Genomic DNA, 17,966 nt, shown 5'->3' with positions numbered 1-17,966 from the left:
ACTCGCGCGAGTGACCGGTCAGTCGAACCTCCTCCGCCACCCCCTCGACCTCGACGGGGTCGCCAGGCCGTCGCGCGCGCAGGCGCTCCTCGACGCCGTGCAGTCGGGCGTGGTGATCGCCGACGGCGCCATGGGCACGATGCTGCAGCGGCACGAGCCGACGCTCGACGACTACCGCCAGCTCGAGGGCTGCAACGAGATCCTCAACGTGAGCCGGCCCGACATGATCGCCGACATCCACGACGAGTACCTCGCCGTCGGCATCGACGCGATCGAGACGAACACGTTCGGCGCGAACTGGTCGAACCTCTCCGACTACGGCATCGACGATCGCATCCACGAGCTCGCCGAGGCCGGCGCGCGCATCGCGCGCGAGCGCGTCGAGGCGGCCGAGGCATCCGACGGCCGCATGCGGTGGGTGCTCGGGTCGATGGGCCCCGGCACCAAGCTGCCGAGCCTCCTGCACACGACGTACGACCACCTCAAGCAGACCTTCGCGCTGCAGGCCGAGGGGCTCATCGACGGCGGGGCCGACGCCTTCCTCATCGAGACCTCGCAGGACCTGCTGCAGACGAAGGCCGCCGTCAACGGCTGCAAGCAGGCGATCGTCAGCCGCGGCATCCGCCTGCCGATCTTCGTCGAGGTGACCGTCGAGACCACCGGCACCATGCTCATGGGCAGCGAGATCGGCGCAGCCCTCACGGCGCTCGAGCCGCTCGGCGTCGACGCGATCGGCCTGAACTGCGCCACCGGCCCGGCCGAGATGAGCGAGCACCTGCGCCATCTGTCCAAGCACTCGCGCGTGCCGGTGGCGTGCATGCCGAATGCGGGCCTGCCCGTGCTCGGCGCGAACGGGGCGCACTACCCGCTCGAACCCGCGGAGCTGGCCACCGCGCACGAGCAGTTCGTGCGCGAGTTCGGCCTGGGCCTCATCGGCGGATGCTGCGGCACGACGCCCGAGCACATGCAGGCCGTCGTCGACCGGCTGCGCCCGCTGCGCGACTCGCTCGGCGCGGATGCGGCGCGGCATCCCCAGCCCGAGGCCGGCGTCGCGAGCCTGTACCAGCACGTGCCGTTCCACCAGGACGCCTCGTACCTCGCGATCGGCGAGCGCACGAACGCCAACGGATCCAAGGCGTTCCGCGAGGCGATGCTCGACGGCAACTGGGACGAGTGCGTCGAGATCGCGCGAAACCAGATCCGCGTGGGCGCGCACCTGCTCGACGTCTGCGTCGACTACGTCGGCCGCGACGGCGTCGCCGACGTCCGCGAGGTCGTGTCGCGCTTCGCGAGCGCCTCGACGCTGCCGCTCGTCATCGACTCCACGGAGCCCGCGGTCATCGCCGCCGGCCTCGAGCTCATCGGCGGCCGCCCCGTCGTGAACTCGGTGAACTATGAAGACGGCGACGGCCCCACGAGCCGCTTCGGGCGCATCATGCCGCTCGTCAAGGAGCACGGCACCGCGGTCATCGCGCTCACGATCGACGAGGAGGGCCAGGCCCGCACGGCCGAGCACAAGCTGCGCATCGCCTCGCGGCTCGTCGACGCGCTCGTCGGCGACTGGGGCATGCGCGTCGAGGACATCATCGTCGACTGCCTCACCTTCCCGATCGCCACCGGCCAGGAGGAGACCCGGCGCGACGCGATCGAGACGATCGACGCGATCCGGCGCCTGAACGAGAAGTACCCCGGCATCCACACGACGCTCGGCGTCTCGAACGTCTCGTTCGGGCTCAACCCGGCCGCGCGGAGCGTGCTCAACTCGGTGTTCCTGCACGAGGCGGTCGAGGCCGGTCTCGACTCCGGCATCATCGACGCCGCGAAGATCGTGCCGCTCGCCTCGCTCTCGGAGGAGCAGCGCAAGGTCGCGCTCGACCTCGTCTGGGACCGGCGCGAGTACGACGCCGAGGGCAACACCACCTACGACCCGCTGGCGAGCATGCTCGACCTCTTCGCCGGCGTCGACACCGCGGCCCTCCGCGACCAGCGGGCCGCCGAGCTCGAGGCCCTCCCGGTGGGCGAGCGGCTGGAGCGGCGCATCATCGACGGCGCGTCGAAGGGCCTCGAGGCCGACCTCGACCTCGCGCGGGCCGGCGGCCTGAGCGCGCTGCAGATCATCAACGACCACCTGCTCGAGGGCATGAAGGTCGTCGGCGAGCGCTTCGGCTCGGGCGAGATGCAGCTGCCGTTCGTGCTGCAGTCGGCCGAGGTGATGAAGAGCGCCGTCGCGCTGCTCGAACCGCACATGGAGAAGTCCTCGGCGGGCGGCAAGGGCAAGATGGTCATCGCCACGGTGCGCGGCGACGTGCACGACATCGGCAAGAACCTCGTCGACATCATCCTCTCCAACAACGGCTACGAGGTGATCAACCTCGGCATCAAGCAGCCCATCGCCGACATCATCAAGGCGGCCGAGGAGCACGACGCCGACGTCATCGGCATGTCCGGCCTGCTCGTGAAGTCCACCGTCGTGATGAAGGAGAACCTGCAGGAGCTGCAGTCGCGGGGCCTCGCGAAGAAGTGGCCGATCATCCTCGGCGGCGCCGCCCTCACCCGCGCCTACGTCGAGGACGACCTCGCGAGCCTCTTCGACGGCGAGGTGCGCTATGCCCGCGACGCGTTCGAGGGCCTCACGCTCATGGAGCCGCTCGTGAAGATCGCGCGCGGCGCCGACCCGGCCGAGGTCGGGCTGCCGGCGCTGAAGAAGCGCATCCACTCCGCGGGCTCGAAGCTCACCCTCACCGAACCCGAGGAGATGCCCGGCCGTTCGGATGTCGCCTCCGACAACCCGATCCCGGTGCCGCCGTTCTGGGGCACGCGCATCGTCAAGGGCATCGCGCTCGCCGACTACAGCGCCTTCCTCGACGAGCGGGCCACGTTCATGGGCCAGTGGGGCCTGAAGCCGGGTCGCGGCGAGGACGGCCTGTCCTACGAGCAGCTCGTCGAGACCGAGGGGCGCCCGCGCCTGCGCTACTGGCTCGACCGCATCCTCGCCGAGGGCATGCTCGACGCCTCGGTCGCCTACGGCTACTTCCCGGTCGTGAGCGAGGGCGACGACCTCATCGTGCTGCACCACGGCGACGACCCGACCGGTGCGTTCGGCCAGGCCGGACTGCTCGCGCCCGACGGCGGCTCGGGCGGCGTGCCGGGCGAGGAGCGCCTGCGCTTCCACTTCCCGCGCCAGCGTCGCGACCGGCACCTGTGCCTCGCCGACTTCGTGGCCGCGAAGGACTCGGGCCGGGTCGACGTACTGCCCGTGCAGCTCGTCACGGCGGGCGCCCACATCGACCAGGTCACCGCGAAGCTCTTCTCAGAAGACCGCTACCGCGATTACTACGAGCTCAACGGGCTCGTCATGCAGCTCACCGAATCGCTCGCCGAGTACTGGCACGCCCGCATCCGCTCCGAGCTCGGGTTCGCCGCCGAGGACCCGACCGACACGGCGGGGCTCTTCAAGCTCGAGTACCGTGGGGCGCGCTTCTCGCTCGGCTACCCCGCCTGCCCCGACATGGAGGACCGCCGCAAGGTCGTCGAGCTGCTGAAGCCCGAGCGCATGGGCGTCGAACTCAGCGAGGAGCTGCAGCTGCATCCCGAGCAGTCGACGGACGCGTTCGTGTTCCACCACCCCGCGGCGAAGTACTTCTCGGTCTGACGGGTGCGGCGCCGCTCGTCGCGGCGCTCGGCACGGGCTTGGCCCGGCGGAAGGCTGCGAGCACGGCGGCGCCGATCGTGACGACGCCGATGACCGTCGTGACGGCGCGGAGCGTGTCCCACGTGATCGACGAGGTGACCAGCGAGTACAGCAGGAAGCTCGAGAGGTTCTGCCCGATGGGCGCGCCCGCCTCGTACGAGATGTCGGAGCCGCTGCCGATCGCGAACGGCCAGAACCAGAGGTTCATGATGAGGCCGAAGGCGTACGACGCCACCACGCCGTAGACGCAGAGCATCGCGATCTCGACGCGTCGCGGCATCCGCCGTGGCAGGAGGCCCGCGCCGGCGCCGACCCAGGCGCAGGCGAACATCTGGAACGGCGTCCAGGGCCCGAAGGTTCCTGTCACCACCGTCGAGAGGGCGATCGTGACGAGGCCGAGCAGCAGGCCGAAACGTGCGCCGAACGCCCGGCCGGCGAGGATCAGCAGGATGAACACCGCCTCGACCCCGCCGACGCCCGTGCCGACGATGCGCACGGCCGCGCCGATCGCGGCGAGCGTGCCGAGCAGGGCGAGCGTGTGCGCGCTGCGCACCGTGCCGTCGAGGGCGGCGAGCACCACGAGCGCCGCCACCGGGGCGAGGGCGAGGGCCGCCGCGGGGGCGGCGGCGGTGGCCTGCGATGGCAGCGCGTAGGCGGCGAGCGGCCATGTGAACGAGGCGAGGGCGACGAGGTTCGCGACGATCAGGGCGGCGGTGCCCGGGCGGATGCCGCGGGCGTGCAGGGCGCGCGGGGCGGGCGTGCGAGCGTGGGGAGCGCCTGGTGCCGCCGCCGGTGCGCGTGAGGTGTCGGCCGGACGCGCGGCTGACGGGCCCGCCGGACCGACGACCGGATCGGGGCGCGGTGCGGCGGTCGTGGTGGCGGGCACCGAGAGGGAAGGCATCGCACCGGCGTCGCTCGCGCCGGCGCCCCCGACGCCCCCTGCGGCCCGGGGTGGCGCGAACGGCTCGCCCAGGACGCCCGCGCGCATCGGCACGACCCGATCGGCGAGCTCGGCGACGAAGTCGGCGTCGTGCGTCGCCACGAGCACGGCCGCGCCGCGTTCGGCCGCGCGGGAGAGTGCCGCGGCGACGAGGCTCCGCGCCGCGGGGTCGAGTCCGCGCGTCGGCTCGTCGACCAGCAGCACCCGTGGCAGCCGCGCCGACTGGATCGCGATCGCGAGGCACCGGCGCTCGCCGAGCGAGAGGTCCCGCGGATGCCGCTGCAGGCGTTGCTCGAAGGCCGCCCCGCGGGCGTCGAGGCCGAGGAACTCCGCGAGGCGCGCCGCCGTGCTGCCGTGGGGGAGTCGGGCGCGACGATCGGTGCGGGCGCATTCGGCGGCGACCGTCGTGCGGGCGAAAAGGTCGTCCGAGGCATCCGGAACCAGCGCGACGCCGTCGACGGCCCTCGACGAGCCGGGCCGTCGGCCGGCCGAGGCCTCGTCGCCGCCGGTCGTGGCGAGGGCGACGAGCAGGCTCGACTTACCGGCTCCGTTGGGCCCCGTGATCGCCACGATCTCGCCGGCCCGCACGGTGAGGCTCGCGGCGTCGACGGCGAGCGTGTCGCCGTGGCGGACCGTCAGGTCCTCGGCGCGCAGGGCCGTCTCGTCGCGGGCGGTGGACGTGCGGATCGCGGGCGCGGTGCCCGCGACACGCGTGGCTCGGGCGACGGGCGCGTCATCTCCGAGGTCGATCCCGGCCACCCCGTCGCAGAGGTCGATGCGGCCGTCGGCGACGGCGTCGAACTCGGCGCGGCGGTGCTCGGCGACGACCACGCAGATGCCGGCCTCGTGCGCGAGCGCGCCGAGCAGGTCGACGATGCGCGCCCGGAACGCGGTGTCGAGGTCGGCGAGCGGCTCGTCGACGAGCAGCAGGATCGGATGCTCGGCGATGGCCGCCGCGATCGCGACGAGCGTGGCCTCGCCCGCGGAGAGTCCGTCGAGGTCGCGTTCGAGGAGCGCCTCGATGCCGACCCGACGGGCGATCTCCTCGACCCGCGCCCGCACGAGCACCACGTCGACCCGGCGCAGCTCCAGCGTGAGGCCGATCTCGTCGGCGACCCGTTCGGTCGCGAAGCCCTCGCGCGGGTTCTGCAGCACGACGCCGACGAGTCGCGCGGTGTCGCGCGGCGGCGTGGCGACGCGGTCGTGTCCGACCGCGAACAGCTCGCCCGAGGCGGTGCCGCCGTCGAGGTGCGTGTGCAGCCCGGCGAGCGCCCGGAGCAGGGTCGACTTGCCGCTGCCGGTCGCGCCCGTCACGAGCGTGAGGGTTCCGGGTTCGAGGTCGAGCCCGTCGATCCTCACGGCGGATGTCGCGCCGCCGCGATGCCCGAGCTCGAGCGCCCGGATCTCGACGGGCCGCTCGCACGCCCCGTCGACGGGGCGGCCGGCGAGGCCGCGCAGCTCGAACGCGGCGGCGACCGCGGTCGCTCGCTCCAGCGTGCGCTCGAGCACGGGGGCGAGCAGGCGCGCGCCGCCGCGCTCGCCGCGGAGCCGCTGCGCGAACCGCACGCGGCGTACGGCATCGGCGAGCGCCGGGAGGCCGGCCCACGCCACGGCGAGGGTTCTGGCGACCCCGCGCAGCGGGCCGCGCCGGGCCCCTCGCGCGAAGATCCGCGGCACGTCGACCATCGCGTTGAGCAGGCCGAACGCGAGGATCGTGAGCGCGATGGGCACGGCGCTCGTCGCGGCATCCCACAGGCCCCCGGTCGTGACCGGGCCGAACAGCACGACGTGGGCGAACGGCGGCGGCAGCGGGATCTCGGGCAGCGCGAGCACGACCGGCCCCGCGGCATCCGCCCCGTGGAAGAGGATGCGGTAGAGGACCCGCACCACCACGAAGCCCGCGGCGACGGCGGCGGCGGCTCGGAGCGGTGCGGGTCGGATGCTCATCGGGTGGTGCGAGCGATCAGGCGCTCGGGGCGGCGGGCTCGTCGTTCACGGTGAAGAGGAGCGCCAGGCCCTCGCCCGGCTGCAGCTGGAGGGTCGAGAGGCCCTCCTGCGCGTAGCCCCACTCGCCGTCGACGGGCTTGGTCCAGAGCCCCCAGTAGGCGAACGCGGCGGGCATCGACTCGCAGGTCTCGAAGTAGTCGGAGCCGTCGTCGGCGGTGAGGGCGAAGTCCTCGGCCGGCACGCCGTTGACGCGGCAGACGACCTGGTCGCCGTACTCCGTCGTGCCCTCGGTGGTGATGCCGGCCTCGGCGAGGGCCTCGCTCGCGGCGATCGGGGCGTCGGTCTCGACGCAGGTGGTGCCCGCGGGGGAGTCGGGCAGGTCGAGCTCGGCGAGTTCGACGACGACCTCGACGCCGGCGCAGGCGCCGGAGTCGGTGCCGGCCTCGGCGGTCGGGGAGGCGCTCGTCGCCTCGGTGGGGGCGGGGGCGGATGCCGCGCAGGCGGTCAGGGTCAGCAGGAGGGCGGCGGCGGCAGTGGCGGCGAAGGTCCGCAGAGTCGTGGTCACGGTCCAAGGGTAGGCGGCGTGCCGTCCGGCGGTCGTGCATGTGTCGTCGCGGGTACGCCCGCGGGCGCACGCGCGGTCGCGCTCGCGAGCACGAACGCACGCACGATCGCGCCCACGGGGAGGGGCCGTAGGCTGGCACGGTGAGCGTTTCCGAACTGTTCGATGCGAGCGAGTGGGTCGACGCGGCATCAGCCGTCGCAGGCGCCGCGGGGCTCAGCGACATCACCTACCACCACTCGAGCGACGGGCGCATCGCGCGCATCGCGTTCCACCGGCCCGAGGTGCGCAACGCCTTCCGTCCGCACACGGTCGACGAGCTCTACCGGGCCCTCGAGGACGCGCGCACGAACCCGCGCATCGGCGTCGTGCTGCTCACCGGCAACGGCCCGAGCGCGAAGGACGGCGGCTGGGCGTTCTGCTCGGGCGGCGACCAGCGCATCCGCGGTCGCGACGGCTACCAGTACTCCGCCGACGAGGCCGAGGTCGTGCGCGATCCCGCCGCCGCGGCGAGCACGGGTCGCCTGCACATCCTCGAGGTGCAGCGGCTCATCCGCTTCATGCCGAAGGTCGTCATCGCGGTCGTGCCCGGGTGGGCGGCCGGCGGCGGGCACTCGCTGCACGTCGTCTGCGACCTCACCATCGCGAGCCGCGAGCACGGCCGGTTCAAGCAGACCGATGCGGATGTCGGCAGCTTCGACGCCGGCTACGGCTCGGCGTACTTCGCCCGCCAGATCGGGCAGAAGTTCGCCCGCGAGGTGTTCTTCCTCGCCGAGGAGTACTCGGCCGACCGCGCCTACGAGATGGGCGCCGTCAACCGTGTCGTGCCGCACGCCGACCTCGAGCGCGAGGCGCTCGACATGGCGCGCACGATCCTCACGAAGTCGCCCACGGCGATCCGCATGCTGAAGTTCGCGTTCAACGCGGTCGACGACGGCATGGTCGGCCAGCAGGTCTTCGCGGGCGAGGCCACGCGCCTCGCCTACGGCACCGACGAGGCCGTCGAGGGCCGCGACGCGTTCCTCGAGAAGCGCGACCCCGACTGGGGCCCCTACCCCTGGCACTACTGATGCCGGTTACGAGACACCGGCTGGGCCGGTTGCCGTGACCGAGCGGAAACCCCTCATCCGGGTTGCGGCCGGCGACATCCCGGCGATGCTCCGGCAGCTGCGCGAGGCCGTGCTCTTCGACGAGGCGGCGCTCGCGATGCTGCCCGTGCCGGGCGACATCGAACCCTCCGGCGACGACCTCGTGGCCGCGCACGTGCCGCGCGAGGTCGCCGTCGTCGTCGAGACGAGCGGGTCGACGGATGCCCCGAAGCGCGTCATGCTCTCGGGCCGCGCCCTGCGGGCGAGCGCCTACGCGACCGAACGGTTCTTCGGCGGGCAGCACGGCCAGTGGCTGCTGGCCCTGCCCGCCACCTACATCGCCGGCGTGCAGGTGCTCGTGCGGTCGATCGTCGCGGGCACCGAGCCCGTCGTGCTGCCGCAGGGCGGGTTCACGCCGGCCGCGTTCGTCGAGGCCGCGCGCGGGCTCGATCCCGACCGGCCGTGGTTCACCTCGCTCGTCCCGGTGCAGCTCGCCCGCCTGGTCGACGCCGCCGCGCACGACCGCGCGGTCGGCACGGCGCTCGGCTCGTTCGACCGCATCCTGCTCGGCGGCCAGGCCGCGCCCGCGGGCCTCGTCGAGCGCGCCGCCGCCCTCGGGGCCCGCGTGCACCGCACCTACGGGGCGAGCGAGACCGCCGGCGGCTGCGTCTACGACGGCCTGCCGTTGCCGGGCGTGGGCGTGCGCATCGTCGACGCGTCGCCCGAGGCCGGCCGTGGCGAGGTGCAGCTGAGCGGTGCGATGCTCGCGAGCGGATACCTCGACGACCCTGTGCGCACCGAGTCGGCCTTCACGACCGACGCCGACGGCACCCGCTGGTACCGCACGGGCGACCTGGGCGAGCTGGTCGATCCCGAGGAGCCGGGCGGGCCGCGCCGACTCCGCATCTCGGGCCGCGCCGACGACGTCATCATCTCGGGCGGGGTCAAGGTGTCGCTCGGCGAGGTCGAGCGCGCCGTGCGCGGCGTCGCCGGGTTCGCGGGAGCGGTCGTGCTGCCCGTCGCCGACGCGACCTGGGGCGAGCGCCCGGCCGTCGTGGTCGAGCGAGCGGATGCCGCGGCATCCGCCACCCTCGACGACCTCGCCGCGGCGACCGATGCCGCGGGCCTGCCGCCCGCCGGACGCCCCGTCCGGCTCGTCGAGGTCGGGCGCATGGCCCATCTCGCCTCGGGCAAGCCCGACCGCCGCGCGCTGGCCGCCCTGCTCGCCGGCGACGCCTGACCGCTCGCGTCGTCGCTCGGCGCCCGTGCAGCCTGCACGAAGCGGGGTCATAGGAACCGCGAACTAGCATGATCGTGTGGCACGCCCGAAACCCCAGCGCTCGAACCAGCCCGACCCCAAGCGACGCCCGACCCCGGTCGGCCGCTCCGGCAATCCCGCGAAGGCGGCCGCGGCCGCGAAGGCCGGCCCCGCGCAGGCCGGTCGCACCCGCCTGACCGCCGGCGACTGGATCGCCGGCGCGCGCCTGCGCACCCTGCCCCTCGCGATCGCCCCCGTGGCCCTCGGCACGGGCGCCGGCGTCGTCGCGATCGCCGAGGGGCCGTGGCATCCGACCCGCTTCGCACTCGCGCTCATCGTCGCGCTCGCGCTGCAGATCGGCGTGAACTACGCCAACGACTACTCCGACGGCATCCGCGGCACCGACGACCACCGGGTCGGCCCGGCGCGGCTCACCGCGTCGGGGCTCGTGAACCCGAAGGCCGTGCTGTACGTCGCGCTCGCGTTCTTCGCCGTGGCGGCGCTCGCCGGCCTCGCGCTCACGATCATCACCCAGCAGTGGTGGCTCCTCGCGGTCGGCGCGGTCGCGATCGTCGCCGCCTGGTTCTACACGGGCGGCAAGCACCCCTACGGCTACTACGGCCTCGGCGAGGTCTTCGTGTTCGTGTTCTTCGGACTCGTCGCGACCGCCGGTTCGGCCTTCGTGCAGGCGCTCGCGGTGAACTTCGAGGCGTGGATCGGCGGCGTCGGCGTGGGCCTGCTCGCCTGCGCGGTGCTCATGGCCAACAACCTGCGCGACGTCGTGCAGGACCGCACGGCGGGCAAGCGCACGCTCGCGGTGCTCGTCGGGCCGGTCGCCGGTCGCATCCTGTTCACGGTCTTCATGCTCGTGCCGTTCCTGATCGTCGGCCTGCTGTCGCTGTTCTACCCGGCCGCGGTGCTCGTGTTCTTCGCACTGCTGCTCGCGCTGCCGGCCTGCGTCATCGTGCTCACGGCCCGAACCCCGCGCGAACTGATCCTCGCGCTGCAGCTCACGAGCTTCACGGCGCTCGCCTACGGCATCGGCCTGGGGCTCGCGATCGCGCTCTGAACCGCGGATGCCGCGTGGGCGGCGTCACACGGGACGGATGCCGCTGGGCGGCGGTCTGACCAGGGGCGCTCAGTCGCGCTTGGCGCCGTCGGCGTCGGCTGCGGGGCTGGCCGCGTCGATCGCGGCATCCTCGTCGGCGTCGTCCTCGTGCACGGCGGGAGTCTCGCGGTGGCGCACGGCGTAGAGGTCGGAGGCCATGGACTCGCGGGGGCGACGCAGGAAGATGAGCGACGCGCTGAGGCCGAACACGGCGGCGACGAGGGCCGCGATCCAGCCGGGGACGCCGGCGATGAGGAGCACGGCGAGCGGCACCGCGAACACCAGGATGCGCAACGCGGTGAACCAGATCCAGACGGGCACGGACTTCACCCTGCAAGTGTAGGTCGGCGAGCCTGTGCGCACTCCCAGCCCGGATTGCGCTGGACGCGCCTAGACTGACGGCATGGTACGGGTCTGGTTCGTCGTCGGCATCGCGGCCGTGATCTTCTGGATCTACGCGATCGCCGACTGCGCGTTCTTCGATCGATCCCGCATCCGCGGAGTGAGCCGCGGCTGGTGGGTGGCGATCGTGGTGCTCCTGCCCGTGCTGGGCGGCATCCTCTGGTTCCTCATCGGCCGTGGTCGCGCCTACCGCGCGGGCGGCAAGGGGCCCCTCGCCCCCGATGACGACGTCGAGTTCCTCCGCGGCCTCGGCAACGACGCCGCGCAAGACGAGCGCATCCGCCGCCTCGAGCAGGAGCTCGCCGACCTCGACACCACCGAGCCGCCCGAACCCGACGCGGGCGACGTGCCGCACCCCGATTCGAAGCGCCACGACGGGCCAGACGCCACCGGCGAGGCTGGAGCATCCGGCCGGCCGAATGGCTGACGCGTCCACCGTGCCGTCCGCGCCGTTCGACGGGCGCAGCCCTGCGTCCGACGCGGCGCTCGCCCTGCTCTCCGGGTTCGTGCGCGCGGGCGTGCGCGACGTGGTCGTGGCACCCGGGTCCCGGTCGCAGGCGCTCGCGCTCGCGGCGGCCGAACTCGAACGCCTCGGGGCGATCCGCCTGCACGTGCGCATCGACGAACGCGGCGCCGGCTTCCTCGCGCTCGGCCTCGCGGTCGAGTCCGGCCGCCCGGCGGTCGTGGTCGTCACGTCGGGCACCGCCGTCGCGAACCTGCATCCCGCGGTCCTCGAGGCCCATCACTCGGGCGTGCCGCTCATCGTGTGCGCCGCCGACCGCCCCGCGACGATGCGCGGCATCCGGGCGAACCAGACCACGCTGCAGCCCGGCATCTTCGGCGGGTCCGTGCGGCTCGAGCGCGACGTGCCTGCGCCCGTCGGCGACCCCGCCGAGACGGATGCCGCGGCGCGCCTGGCCCGCACGGCGGTCGCCGTCTCGCTCGGCCGCGATGACCGCGGCGAGCCGTCCGCGCATCCCGGACCGGGGCCCGTGCACCTGAACCTGCAGTTCACCGAGCCGTTGTCGTCGGCCGTCGCGCTCGAGTCGGCGCCCGTCGTCGACGAGGCCGACCCGGTCGTCGCGGCGATGTCCGCAGCGGCATCCGGCTCGCCGGCGGCATCCGCCTCGCCCGATGCGCCGCACGGCGCGATCATCGCCCGCGGGCCCCGCACGGTCGTCGTGGCCGGGGCGGGAGCCGGGCCCGGCGCCGAGCAGTTCGCGCGCGACGGCGGATGGCCGCTCATCGCCGAGGTCACGAGCGGGGCGCACTTCGGGCCGAACCTGGTCGTCGCCTACCGCGAGCTGCTGCACGAGCCCGACTTCGGCGACCGCGTCGAGCGGGTCGTCGTCTTCGGGCATCCGACCCTGTCGCGCGAGGTGCCCGCGCTCATGCAGCGGTCCGGGGTCGAGGCGATCGTCGTCGCCCCGTCGGGCATCGAGTGGTTCAACCCCGGGCGGAGGGTGCGCCGCTTCGAACGCGCGGTGCGCGCCGAACCGCAGCCGCCCACGCCCGAGGCCCGCGAATGGCTCGGCCGCTGGGTGCACGCCAGCCGGTCGATCGTCGACGCCGGACTGCCGCAGGCGGTGGGCCTGCAGAGCGGCATCGACGAGACCGGACACGTGTCCGACTACGCCGCCCAGCGCGAGTACATGCGCGCGCAGCTCGCCGCCGTGCGCGCGCCCGTGACGCGCCGCATGCTCGTCGACGCCGTGTGGGCCGCGACCTGGCCGCACGACCGGCTGGTGTTCGGGGCGTCGCGCCTCATCCGCGACGCCGACCGCGCCGTGCCCGGGCGCCGCATCACGGTGCACGCCAACCGCGGACTCGCGGGCATCGACGGCACCGTGGCGACCGCGCTCGGCGTGGCCGTCGCCAGCGGGGCGGTCACGCGTGCCGTGATCGGCGACCTCACGCTGCTGCACGACGTCGGGTCGCTGCTGCTCGACGCCGGCGAGACCCGTCCGCGCCTGCAGGTCGTGGTCGGCAACGACGGCGGCGGCACGATCTTCGACTCGCTCGAGGTCGCAGGCTCCGCCGCCGAGACGGCCTTCGACCGGGTGCAGTACACGCCGCAGGCCGTCGACCTCTCGGCGCTCGCGACCGCGTACGGCTGGGGCTACGCCCGCGCCACGACGCGCGGCGAGCTGAGCGATGCGCTGGGCGCGCCCGTCGAGGGGCCGTGCCTACTCGAGGTGCCGCTGCCGCGCTAGCCCTTGCCGCGGCATCCGCTCGCTCGACAGGATGGAGCCCTGCGCGACGCCGCGTCGCGCGAAGGGGAGCCCGACATGAACCGCGCATCGCACTGGACCGCCGACCCGATCGAGTTGCTCAGGGTCGGTGAGGGCTTCCGGCTCGCCGACGTCGACCCGGCGTCGAGCCCCGGCATCGAGGGCGGCAAGAAGGCGGGTGCCGCGGCGCTCGCCGCCGGGTTGGAGCGACTCACCGACCTGCAGGTGCAGTTGTTCGCCGGCAGCCGCATGGGCGGCGACCAGCGGCGCATCCTCCTCGTGCTGCAGGCCATGGACACCGCGGGCAAGGGCGGCATCGTCAAGCACGTCATGGGAGCCGTCGATCCGCAGGGCGTGCAGCTCGTGGCATTCAAGAAGCCCACCGAGGAGGAGCTCGCCCACGACTTCCTCTGGCGCATCCACAAGGAGGTGCCCGGGCCGGGCCAGATCGGCGTCTTCGACCGGTCGCACTACGAGGACGTGCTCATCGCGCGCGTGCGCGAGCTCGCGCCGCCCGCCGAGCTCGAGCGCCGCTACGGCGCCATCAACGACTTCGAGCGCCAGCTCGCCGCGACCGGCACCACGATCATCAAGGTCATGCTGCACATCTCGGCCGACGAGCAGAAGGCGCGGCTGGCCGATCGGCTCGAGCGGCCCGACAAGCACTGGAAGTTCAACCCCGGCGACATCGACGAGCGCCTGCATGGGCCGAAGTACCAGGAGGCCTACCAGCGCGTCTTCGATCTCACCACGACGCCGGATGCCCCGTGGTACGTCGTACCGGCCGACCACAAGTGGTACGCGCGGCTCGTCGTGCAGCACCTGCTGACCGATGCGCTCGAGCGGATGCGGCTCGACTGGCCGAAGGCCGACTACGACGTCGAGGAGCAGAAGGCCAGGCTCGCGGCGAGCTGACGGCCGACGGGCGGGGTCAGCCGCCGAACGCCTCGACGATCGGGCGGAACTTCATATCGGTCTCGGCGAGCTCGTCGGCCGGCACCGAGTCGTGCACGATGCCGCAGCCCGCGTAGGCGCGCACCGTGCCGTCGGCTTCGACCTGCGCGCAGCGCAGCGCGATCGCCCACTCGCCGTCGCCGTCGCCGTCGATCCAGCCGACCGGCCCCGCGTAGCGCCCGCGGTCGAATCCCTCGAGCTCGGCGAGCACCGACAGCGCGACCCGCCGCGGCGTGCCCGCGACGGCCGCCGTCGGGTGCACGGCGCGCACGAGGTCGAGCGAGGTCGAGCCGTCGCCGAGGGTGCCCTTGAGGTCGGTCGCGAGGTGCCAGAGGTTCGGCAGCTGCAGCGTGAAGGGCTCGGGGCTCGTGTCGAGGCGGGCCGTGTGCGGCTCGAGCCGCTTCACGGCGCTCGCGACGGCGAGGGCGTGCTCCGCGCGGTCCTTGGCCGACTCGGTGAGCGCGGTCGCGCGTTCGCGGTCGGATGCCTCGCCCGCGCCGCGCGCGGTCGTGCCGGCCAGCACGCGGGCCGAGACCGTGCCGTGGTCGACGCGCACGAGCGTCTCAGGGCTCGCGCCGATGAGGCCGTCGACCGCGAACACCCAGGTGTCGGGGTAGTCCTCGGCGAGCCGTCCGATGGTCGCGCGGAGCCCGTCCTCCTCGTGCAGCTCGCCCACGAGCTCGCGCGCGAGCACGACCTTGGCGAACTCGCCGCCGTCGATGCGCCGCACGGCCTCGGCGACGGCTTCCTCGTACCGCTCGGGCGGCACCGCGCCGGGCGTGAACGAGACGCGCGGAATCCGTCGGCGGGGCGCGGGCTCGGGGATCGCCAGCTCGTCGGGCGCGGCGGCATCCGCTCGTCCGTGCTCGTCGTCGCCGGCGGGGGCGTCGGTCGCGGCATCCGCGAGGGCGATGCGCGTCACCCAGGCGCGGCCGTCGCGGCGTCCGAGCACGAGTTCGGGCACGACCAGCACGCTCGTCGACGCGGACTCGTCGGCGAACGCGAATGCGCCGAACGCGACGAGCCCGGTGCCGGGCAGCCCGACGCGGTCGTCGATGTCGGCGTCGGCCGCGAGCTCGGTCCAGATGACGGCCGCGTCGTCGACGCGGTCGGCGCCGGACGTCTCGATGCGCAGCGTCTCGCCGAGTCCGACGATGCCCTCGCCGCGCCGCATCCAGAGCAGCGGATGCCGCGGGTCGGCCCTCGGGATGAGCGGTGCGAGTTCGTCGACCGGTTCCGTTCGCACCACGAGGCGCGGTCTGGGGCGCTCGCTGGCGGCATCCGTCTGTGTCACCGGATCAGCCTACGACTCGCGCCTGCGGGGTCTCGATACGGCGCTGGCGCGCCACTCGACCGCCGGTGGGCCCGGCCTGTCGACGACGCACGACGAGGGGTCTCAGGCCTCGACGACCTCGACGCCACGCCAGAACGCGACGTGACCGGCGATCTCGGACGCCGCGCTCGACGGGGTGGGGTACGTCCACGCCGCGTTCGGGTTGCGGGTGCCGTCGACCTCGAGGTGGAAGTAGCTCGCCGTGCCCTTCCAGTGGCAGAGGCTCCGGTTCTCGCTCGGCGAGAAGTGGGTGTCGACGATCGACTCCCGCGGGAAGTAGTGGTTGCCCTCCACGACGACCGTGTCGTCGGACTCGGCGATGACGGTGCCGTTCCAGATGGCCTTCATGCGTGCTCCTCTCGGCGGGCGGCGATCGCCGGCCCGCTCCAAGGCCCAACGCGTCGCGCGCCCGCGGCATTCCGTCGCCCGGCCGCTGCATGCCTCCCAGCGCATGCACCGGTTGTGCGGCCTAGGATCGAAGGATGACGCGTGCAGACCTCGGCAAGGATCCGAGCCAGGTGTCGGCGATGTTCGACCGGGTCGCCGCCCGGTACGACCGCACCAACACCGTGCTCTCCATGGGCAACGCCCCGCTGTGGCGCGTGTCCACGACGCGGGCCGTCGCCCCGAAGCCGGGCGAGCGCATCCTCGATGTCGCGGCGGGCACGGGCACCTCGAGCGCCAGCCTCGCGGCATCCGGCGCCTCGGTCGTGGCCGCCGACTTCTCGCCGGGAATGATCGAGGTCGGCCGTCGACGCCAGGCCCACGTGCCCAACATCGTGTTCGTCGAGGCCGACGCCACCGCGCTGCCCTTCGACGACGACCAGTTCGACGCCGTGACGATCTCGTTCGGCCTGCGCAACGTCAACGAGCCCGACAAGGCGCTCGCGGAGTTCCTCCGGGTCACCCGGCCCGGCGGCCGACTCGTCGTGTGCGAGTTCTCTGAGCCGCCCGCGCCGATCATCCGCCTCGGCTACCACGCGTACCAGCGCTACGTCATGCCGACGCTCGTGCGCCTGTCGAGCTCGAACAACGACGCGTACGACTACCTCAACGAGTCGATCGAGGCGTGGCCCGCCCAGGGCGAGCTCGCGGAGAAGATCCGCAGTGTCGGCTACACGGATGTCGCGTGGCGCAACCTCACGGGCGGCATCGTCGCCCTGCACCGGGGGCGCAAGCCCCTGATCTGAGCGCCTCCCGAGCGCCTGCGAAGCGGCCGATCGCGTGCAATCGCCACGGTGTCGACCCGCGGGGCGCGCCGACGCCCCTCCGGCGAGGGCCTCGCAGGTTCGCCCCGATAGACTCGAACACGTGAATCCGAGCCATCCGGTCGCCCGACGCGGCTCAGCGCTCGCTGCGAACCTCGGTCTGAGCGAGCGTCTCTTCGCGTCATCCGCCGACAAGGCGATGGCGAAGGCGATCGACGCCGGAATCGAGCGCGTCGAGGCGGGCCTGATCCGAGAGGTCAGCTTCGCCGACTCCATCGCGGATGCCTCGACCAGGTACCTGCTCCAGGCGGGGGGCAAGCGCGTCCGGCCGATGCTGACGCTGCTCACCGCGCAGCTCGGCGCCGGCATCACCGACGACGTCGTGACCGCCGCCGAGGCCATCGAGATCACCCACCTCGGGTCGCTCTACCACGACGACGTCATGGACGAGTCCGAGCGTCGTCGCGGGGTCCCGAGCGCGCAGACCGTCTGGGGCAACTCGGTCGCGATCCTCACGGGCGACCTGCTGTTCGCCCGCGCCAGCCAGCTCATGGCCACGCTCGGCGAGCGCGCCATCCGCATGCAGGCCGGCACCTTCGAGCGACTCGTGCTCGGGCAGCTGCACGAGACCGTCGGGCCGGTCGAGGGCGACGACCCCATCGAGCACTACATCCAGGTGCTCGCCGACAAGACCGGCTCGCTCATCGCGGCGGCCGCCCAGTCGGGCCTCGTGTTCTCGGGCGCCGACCCCGCCTACGAGGCGCCCGTCGTCGAGTTCGGCGAGAAGATCGGCATCGCGTTCCAGCTCATCGACGACGTGATCGACCTGTCGCCGCAGCCCGAGACGACCGGCAAGGTGCCCGGCACCGACCTGCGCGCCGGCGTCGTGACGCTGCCCGTGCTGCGCCTCATGGAGCTCGCCAAGACCGATCCGGCCTCGGCCGACCTGCTGCTGCGCATCCAGCGCGACGTGATGTCGCTCGCCGACGGCGGAGACCCGCACGACACCAACACGCTGGCGTCGCGCATCGTGCCCTCCCGCGAGACGGTCGACGCGATCGTCGCCGAACTGCGCGAGCACGAGGTGACGACCGCGACGTTCGACGAGGCCCGACGCTGGGCGAGCGAGGCCGTCGACGCCCTCGCGCCGCTGCCCGAGGGCACCGTGAAGAAGGCGCTGACCCGGTTCGCCGAGTCGGTCGTCGACCGGGCGAGCTGACGCGGGCTCGCGGCATCCGGAGCAA

Annotated in this window: 14 protein-coding genes; 9 read left to right on the top strand and 5 right to left on the bottom strand. The window is 73.4% G+C overall.

The features are described 5' to 3' along the window. Positions 1 to 10: 10 nt before the first annotated feature. Positions 11 to 3,652: a methionine synthase gene (gene metH / locus ACR3IO_RS13690; protein WP_434071766.1), complete on the top strand. Its 3,642-nt coding sequence runs from the start codon at positions 11 to 13 to the stop codon at positions 3,650 to 3,652. Here metH and ACR3IO_RS13685 read toward each other — a convergent pair. Further along, the gene (locus tag ACR3IO_RS13685; RefSeq protein ID WP_434071765.1) at positions 3,567 to 6,578 is read right to left on the bottom strand and encodes an ATP-binding cassette domain-containing protein; all 3,012 of its coding nucleotides are present in this window, start codon (positions 6,576 to 6,578) and stop codon (positions 3,567 to 3,569) included. The genes metH and ACR3IO_RS13685 overlap by 86 nt on opposite strands. Before the next feature lie 16 nt (positions 6,579 to 6,594). Continuing rightward, entirely contained in the window at positions 6,595 to 7,143 is a 549-nt protein-coding gene (locus ACR3IO_RS13680) for a hypothetical protein (protein ID WP_434071764.1), read from the bottom strand. Between the two features lie 140 nt (positions 7,144 to 7,283). Here ACR3IO_RS13680 and ACR3IO_RS13675 point away from each other — a divergent pair, with 140 nt between their 5' ends. The 3 genes from ACR3IO_RS13675 (at position 7,284) to ACR3IO_RS13665 (ending at position 10,555) form a co-directional block, all read left to right on the top strand. Next, positions 7,284 to 8,210 (top strand): 1,4-dihydroxy-2-naphthoyl-CoA synthase, encoded by a 927-nt coding sequence (locus tag ACR3IO_RS13675; RefSeq protein ID WP_434071763.1) that lies wholly within the window; start codon positions 7,284 to 7,286, stop codon positions 8,208 to 8,210. A 34-nt stretch (positions 8,211 to 8,244) separates the two neighbouring features. After that, positions 8,245 to 9,468, top strand: coding sequence for an AMP-binding protein (locus ACR3IO_RS13670; RefSeq protein ID WP_434071762.1), 1,224 nt, complete (start codon positions 8,245 to 8,247; stop codon positions 9,466 to 9,468). Positions 9,469 to 9,544: 76 nt separating this feature from the next. After that, positions 9,545 to 10,555 (top strand): 1,4-dihydroxy-2-naphthoate polyprenyltransferase, encoded by a 1,011-nt coding sequence (locus ACR3IO_RS13665; protein ID WP_434071761.1) that lies wholly within the window; start codon positions 9,545 to 9,547, stop codon positions 10,553 to 10,555. A gap of 69 nt (positions 10,556 to 10,624) precedes the next feature. On the opposite strand, the gene ACR3IO_RS13660 is transcribed toward ACR3IO_RS13665, so the two are convergent. Further along, a complete protein-coding gene (locus ACR3IO_RS13660; RefSeq protein ID WP_434071760.1) occupies positions 10,625 to 10,924 on the bottom strand; it encodes a DUF4229 domain-containing protein in 300 nt (99 codons plus the stop codon). Positions 10,925 to 10,997: 73 nt separating this feature from the next. On the opposite strand from ACR3IO_RS13660, the gene ACR3IO_RS13655 reads away from it, so the two are divergent. The 3 genes from ACR3IO_RS13655 (at position 10,998) to ACR3IO_RS13645 (ending at position 14,142) form a co-directional block, all read left to right on the top strand. Next, positions 10,998 to 11,423, top strand: a complete 426-nt coding sequence (locus ACR3IO_RS13655) for a PLD nuclease N-terminal domain-containing protein (RefSeq protein WP_434071759.1) — start codon at positions 10,998 to 11,000, stop codon at positions 11,421 to 11,423. Then, positions 11,416 to 13,209: a 2-succinyl-5-enolpyruvyl-6-hydroxy-3-cyclohexene-1-carboxylic-acid synthase gene (menD, locus tag ACR3IO_RS13650; RefSeq protein WP_434071758.1), complete on the top strand. Its 1,794-nt coding sequence runs from the start codon at positions 11,416 to 11,418 to the stop codon at positions 13,207 to 13,209. The genes ACR3IO_RS13655 and menD overlap by 8 nt, the downstream gene beginning before the upstream one ends. A gap of 75 nt (positions 13,210 to 13,284) precedes the next feature. Continuing rightward, complete coding sequence (locus tag ACR3IO_RS13645) at positions 13,285 to 14,142, top strand: PPK2 family polyphosphate kinase (protein WP_434071757.1); 858 nt, start codon at positions 13,285 to 13,287, stop codon at positions 14,140 to 14,142. A gap of 16 nt (positions 14,143 to 14,158) precedes the next feature. On the opposite strand, the gene ACR3IO_RS13640 is transcribed toward ACR3IO_RS13645, so the two are convergent. Together ACR3IO_RS13640 and ACR3IO_RS13635 are read right to left on the bottom strand one after the other, a co-directional pair. After that, the gene (locus tag ACR3IO_RS13640; RefSeq protein ID WP_434071756.1) at positions 14,159 to 15,475 is read right to left on the bottom strand and encodes an isochorismate synthase; all 1,317 of its coding nucleotides are present in this window, start codon (positions 15,473 to 15,475) and stop codon (positions 14,159 to 14,161) included. A 102-nt stretch (positions 15,476 to 15,577) separates the two neighbouring features. After that, positions 15,578 to 15,862, bottom strand: a complete 285-nt coding sequence (locus tag ACR3IO_RS13635; protein WP_434071755.1) for a DUF427 domain-containing protein — start codon at positions 15,860 to 15,862, stop codon at positions 15,578 to 15,580. A gap of 134 nt (positions 15,863 to 15,996) precedes the next feature. Between ACR3IO_RS13635 and ACR3IO_RS13630 the strand changes: the two genes are divergently transcribed. Together ACR3IO_RS13630 and ACR3IO_RS13625 are read left to right on the top strand one after the other, a co-directional pair. Next, positions 15,997 to 16,704: a class I SAM-dependent methyltransferase gene (locus ACR3IO_RS13630; protein ID WP_434071754.1), complete on the top strand. Its 708-nt coding sequence runs from the start codon at positions 15,997 to 15,999 to the stop codon at positions 16,702 to 16,704. Positions 16,705 to 16,825: 121 nt separating this feature from the next. After that, positions 16,826 to 17,941: a polyprenyl synthetase family protein gene (locus ACR3IO_RS13625; RefSeq protein WP_434071753.1), complete on the top strand. Its 1,116-nt coding sequence runs from the start codon at positions 16,826 to 16,828 to the stop codon at positions 17,939 to 17,941. Positions 17,942 to 17,966: the final 25 nt, after the last annotated feature.

This window comes from Agromyces sp. Marseille-Q5079 (assembly GCF_051016555.1).
Taxonomy (GTDB): domain Bacteria; phylum Actinomycetota; class Actinomycetes; order Actinomycetales; family Microbacteriaceae; genus Agromyces.
The sequence above is the reverse complement of the archived record's forward strand: the minus strand, read 5'-3'. Positions and strand labels throughout refer to the sequence as shown.

Bases quoted from the DNA above. Each gene is read 5' to 3' on its own strand.
- ACR3IO_RS13685 (WP_434071765.1), bottom strand. From the start codon at position 6,578: ATGAGCATCCGACCCGCACCGCTCCGAGCCGCCGCCGCCGTCGCCGCG.
- ACR3IO_RS13635 (WP_434071755.1), bottom strand. From the start codon at position 15,862: ATGAAGGCCATCTGGAACGGCACCGTCATCGCCGAGTCCGACGACACG.
- ACR3IO_RS13645 (WP_434071757.1), top strand. From the start codon at position 13,285: ATGAACCGCGCATCGCACTGGACCGCCGACCCGATCGAGTTGCTCAGG.
- ACR3IO_RS13655 (WP_434071759.1), top strand. From the start codon at position 10,998: ATGGTACGGGTCTGGTTCGTCGTCGGCATCGCGGCCGTGATCTTCTGG.
- menD (WP_434071758.1), top strand. From the start codon at position 11,416: ATGGCTGACGCGTCCACCGTGCCGTCCGCGCCGTTCGACGGGCGCAGC.
- ACR3IO_RS13630 (WP_434071754.1), top strand. From the start codon at position 15,997: ATGACGCGTGCAGACCTCGGCAAGGATCCGAGCCAGGTGTCGGCGATG.